At 65.1% G+C, this 4,925-nt stretch carries 5 protein-coding genes and 1 pseudogene; all 6 read left to right on the forward strand.

Annotated elements, in window-relative coordinates; translation table 11 throughout:
• A pseudogene (locus tag AC3WQZ_RS35415) lies at positions 1–331 on the forward strand (ATP-dependent DNA helicase RecG); the annotation flags it as partial.
• Positions 332–465: 134 nt separating this feature from the next.
• Positions 466–1,416, forward strand: a complete 951-nt coding sequence (locus tag AC3WQZ_RS35420) for a LysR substrate-binding domain-containing protein (protein WP_010815057.1) — start codon at positions 466–468, stop codon at positions 1,414–1,416.
• A 410-nt stretch (positions 1,417–1,826) separates the two neighbouring features.
• On the forward strand, positions 1,827–3,269 hold the full coding sequence (locus tag AC3WQZ_RS35425; RefSeq protein WP_454749656.1) for a catalase: 1,443 nt from the start codon (positions 1,827–1,829) through the stop codon (positions 3,267–3,269).
• Between the two features lie 50 nt (positions 3,270–3,319).
• Positions 3,320–3,517, forward strand: coding sequence for a hypothetical protein (locus AC3WQZ_RS35430; RefSeq protein ID WP_041687510.1), 198 nt, complete (start codon positions 3,320–3,322; stop codon positions 3,515–3,517).
• 93 nt (positions 3,518–3,610) lie between these two features.
• Entirely contained in the window at positions 3,611–4,096 is a 486-nt protein-coding gene (locus AC3WQZ_RS35435; protein WP_010815054.1) for a Dps family protein, read from the forward strand.
• 141 nt (positions 4,097–4,237) lie between these two features.
• A partial coding sequence (gene ubiA, locus AC3WQZ_RS35440; RefSeq protein ID WP_492294997.1) for a 4-hydroxybenzoate octaprenyltransferase occupies positions 4,238–4,925 on the forward strand: 688 nt, incomplete at its 3' end.

Here is a 4,925-nt window from a genome sequence, read left to right on the forward strand (position 1 = left end):
GGTGGGGCGGGGCAGCGCCGAATCGGTCTGCCTGCTGATGTACCAGGCGCCGCTGTCGCCGACCGCGCGCGAGCGCCTGGCGACCATGCGCGAGACCACCGACGGCTTCGAGATCGCCCGGCGCGACCTGGAGATCCGCGGCCCGGGCGAGTTCCTGGGTGCGCGCCAGTCCGGCGAAGCGATGTTGCGCTTTGCCGACCTGCAGACCGACGCGTGGCTGGTGGAATACGCGCAGGAGGCGGCCGAACTGATGCTGGCGCGCTACCCGGAAGCGGTGGAAGCGCACCTTTCGCGCTGGCTGGGTGGGCGCGAGCACTACCTCAAGGCTTGATCGCGGGCTGGTTTTTCGACGGGATGTGCGCCATCCAGCGCACCCGCCAGTCCGCTGCGGGCTATTCGGGCTGGCGCTCTGACAGAAGCGGCAATCGAAGGTAAAATCTATCGCCTACCGGAAACTGATAAGTCATGACGCTCACCGAACTCAAGTACATCGTCGCCGTGGCGCGCGAGCGCCATTTCGGCCGGGCCGCCGAAGCCTGCTTTGTGTCGCAGCCGACGCTGTCGGTCGCGATCAAGAAGCTGGAAGACGAACTCAACGTGCAGATTTTCGAGCGCGGCACCTCCGAGGTGTCGGTGACGTCGGTCGGCGAGCAGATCGTGGCGCAGGCCCAGCGCGTGCTTGAACAGACCATGGCCATTCGCGAGATCGCCAAGCAGGGCAAGGACCCGCTTGCGGGTCCGCTGCGCGTGGGCGTGATCTACACCATCGGGCCGTACCTGCTGCCGTCGCTGGTCAAGCAGATGATCGAGACCGTGCCGCAGATGCCGCTGATGCTGCAGGAGAACTACACCCACAAGCTGATCGAGCTGCTCAAGCAGGGTGAGATCGACTGCGCGGTGATGGCCGAGCCGTTCGCGGATTCGGGCCTGACGGTGCGCCCGCTCTACGACGAACCCTTTGTCGTCGCCGTGCCGCGCGGCCACCAGCTGGCGCAGGCGCGCTCCATCGACCCCGATGAACTGAAGCAGCAAACCATGCTGCTGCTGGGCAGCGGCCACTGCTTCCGCGACCATGTGCTGGGCGTGTGCCCGGAACTGTCGCGCTTCTCGCAGGCGGCCGACGGCATCCAGAAGACCTTCGAGGGCTCGTCGCTGGAAACCATTCGCCATATGGTGGCCAGCGGGGTCGGCATCACCGTGCTGCCGCGCACCTCGGTGCCCGACCTGAAGGCCAAGGGCGACATGCTGTCCTACGTGCCGTTTGCCGATCCGGTGCCCGACCGGCGCGTGGTGCTGGCCTGGCGCAAGAGCTTCACCCGGCTGCCGGCTATGGAAGCGCTGGCCAACGCCGTGGCCGCGTGCGAACTCGCCGGCGTGCGCAAGCTGGACGCCAAGGAGCTGGCCGAAGCGGCCTGATCTTCCTGCCCCCACAGTACCGGCATTTCCCTCGGCCGCACCGGAGATTCCGTTGCGGCCGTTGTCATTTCCGGCCCCGCAACGGGGTATTTCAGGGATCTGTCTTCGGGCGGTCACCTTCCGCTGCGATAAGTTGCAGAAATCCCAGATAGATTTGACCTAATGCATAGGTATAAATAATTGAATTCTCAATTCGATAGATCGTTGGTAGGCTGACTCCTGTCGATGCAGATGGCATCGACCTGAGACAGGAACCAATGATGAGCACCAGCGCCCAGTTCTCTCCGACAACAATCAACGGGCGCCCGTTTCCCCTCCGCGTGGGGCGCTGCCTGCTCGATTGCCTTGCCTGCTATGCCGCCGCGCTCTGATGCGGCGTTCCCTTTCAGCCTACCCACAAAGAGGAAAAGATGAGCAAGAAGGACACCCTTACCACTGCCGCCGGCGCACCCGTCGCCGACAACCAGAACGCGCAGACGGCCGGTCCGCGCGGCCCGATGCTGCTGCAGGATGTCTGGTTCCTCGAAAAGCTGGCCCACTTCGACCGCGAGGTCATCCCCGAGCGGCGCGTGCATGCCAAGGGCTCGGGCGCTTATGGCACGCTCAAGGTCACCCACGACATCACCAGGTACACCAAGGCTTCGGTCTTTGCCCAGGTCGGCAAGGAGACGCCGCTGTTCATCCGCTTCTCGACCGTGGCCGGCGAGCGCGGCGCGGCCGATGCCGAGCGCGACGTGCGCGGCTTCTCGATCAAGTTCTACACCGACGAAGGCAACTGGGACGTGGTCGGCAACAATACCCCGGTGTTCTTCGTGCGCGACCCGCTCAAGTTCCCGGACTTTATCCACACGCAGAAGCGCAATCCGCGCACCAACCTGCGCGACCCGATCGCGGTGTGGGACTTCTGGTCGCGCCATCCGGAATCGCTGCACCAGGTCACCATCCTGATGAGCGACCGCGGTCTGCCGCAGAACTACCGCCAGATCCACGGCTTCGGCTCGCACACGTACTCGTTCATCAACGCGAACAACGAGCGCTTCTGGGTCAAGTTCCACTTCAAGTCGCAGCAGGGCATCGCCAACTGGACCAATGAAGAAGCGGCCAAGGTCGTGGCAACGGACCGCGAAAGCGCGCAGCGCGACCTGTTCGAGAACATCGAGACAGGCAATTTCCCGCGCTGGAACCTGCGCGTGCAGATCATGCCGGAGGCGGATGCGGCCAAGTACCACATCAATCCGTTCGACCTGACCAAGGTCTGGCCGCACAAGGACTACCCGCTGATCGACGTGGGCGTGCTCGAGCTCAACCGCAACCCGGACAACTACTTTGCCGAGGTCGAGCAGGTGGCGATGAATCCAGCCAATATCGTGCCGGGCATCGGCTTCTCGCCCGACAAGATGCTGCAGGGGCGGCTGTTCTCGTACGGCGACACGCAGCGCTACCGCCTGGGGATCAACCACAACCAGATCCCGGTGAATGCGCCGAAATGCCCGTTCCACAACAGCTTCCACCGTGACGGCGCGATGCGCGTGGACGGCAACCAGGGAGGCAAGCTCAACTACGAGCCCAACCGCGAAGGCGCCTACGCCGCCAGCGAACGCGCGATCGAGCCGCCGCTGGCACTGGATGGTGCCGCCGACCACTGGGACCACCGCGTCGACCCGGACTACTACAGCCAGCCCGGCGCGCTGTTCCGCCTGTTCGACGAAGGCCAGCGCCAGCGCCTGTTCGCCAATATCGCGGCGGCGATGCAGGGCGTGCCTGAGGCGATCGTGCGCGTGCAGCTGGAGCACTTCACCAAGGCCGACCCGGCCTACGGCGAGGGCGTGAAGCGCGCGCTCAACCTGAAGTAAGCGGCAGCCGGGCGCGGCGCCCCTGGCGGGATGCCGCGCCGCGGAGAACGATGATGGCGATGATCCGGTTGTTTATCCAAGAGTGGCGACAGCTGTGGCATGACGGGCACGACCAGCCCGGGCGCGCCGATGCCGCGCGGCTGCGCCACAAGCTGTGGCGCAAGGAAATCGGCGCCGCCGTGATCGTGCTCGGCGCGACCGTGATGTTCAGCGAGGTGGCCCGGGGTTTGGCCGGGATTGCCGGCTAGTGCAATAATGCGGGTACTGCGCCGCCCGGCCCCAAAACATGGCAAGCGCCGGCGGCGCCCCTCGTGGCTTTACCAGAACGGAGCGTATTTACCATGGCAAAGAAGAATGAGATGAGCGTGAATATCGGTATTTCCGACAAGGACCGCAAGAAGATCGCGGAAGGCCTGTCCAAGCTGCTGGCGGACACCTACACCCTCTACCTCAAGACCCATAACTTCCACTGGAACGTGACGGGTCCCATGTTCAATACGCTGCATCTGATGTTCGAGACCCAGTACACCGAGCTGGCGCTCGCCGTGGACTCGATCGCCGAGCGTATCCGCGCGCTGGGCTACCCGGCACCGGGCACCTACAAGGAATACGCCCGCCTGTCTTCGATCGCGGAGGAAGAGGGCGTGCCCGAGGCCACCGAAATGATCCGCAAGCTGGTCGAAGGCCAGGAAGCCGTGGTGCGCACCGCGCGTTCGCTGTTCCCGGTGATCGACGCCGCCGGCGACGAACCGTCGGCCGACCTGCTGACCCAGCGCATGCAGACGCACGAAAAGACCGCGTGGATGCTGCGCGCGATGCTGGCCTGAGGCCAGCTTGCCACCTCCGGCTGCCCTTCAGTAGCGGCCGGCACTGCGCGTCGCAACCGTCCGGGCTGCGGCGCGTTTTCATTGAATCCTCCTTCCCGGATCCGCGCAGTGCAGACCCTCTCGCCGTTGCCCCCCACGCCCATGCTTGAACGCCTTTCCCTCTACGCGCGCCTGGTGCGCATCGACAAGCCGATCGGCACGCTGCTGCTGCTGTGGCCGACGCTGTGGGCCATGTGGATGGCCGCGGGCGGGCCGCCGGCGTGGGGGCTGTTCTGGATCTTCGTGGCGGGCACCTTTCTGATGCGCTCGGCTGGCTGCGCCATCAACGACTGGGCGGACCGCGACTTCGACAAGCACGTCAAGCGCACCAGGGAACGGCCGCTGACCGCGGGCAAGATCGCAGCGTGGGAAGCGCTGGCCGTCGCCGCCGTGCTGGCGCTGGTGGCTTTTGCGCTGGTGTTGCCGCTCAATGCGCTGACCAAATGGCTGGCGGTGGTGGCGGCGGTGGTGGCCGGCACTTACCCGTTCTTCAAGCGCTTCTTTGCGATTCCGCAGGCTTATCTCGGCATCGCGTTTGGCTTTGGTATCCCGATGGCGTTTGCCGCGATCCAGGACCAGGTGCCGCCGGTGGCGTGGCTGATGCTGCTGGCCAATGTGTTCTGGGCGGTGGCGTATGACACGGCTTATGCGATGGTCGATCGTGACGACGACCTCCTGATCGGCATGAAGACTTCGGCCATTACCTTTGGCCGCTTCGACGTGGCGGCGATCATGCTCTGCTATGCCGCGTTCCTGGCGCTGATGGCGTGGGCGGGGGTGCTGCTGGGGC

This window comes from Cupriavidus sp. FW305-26 (assembly GCF_058787975.1).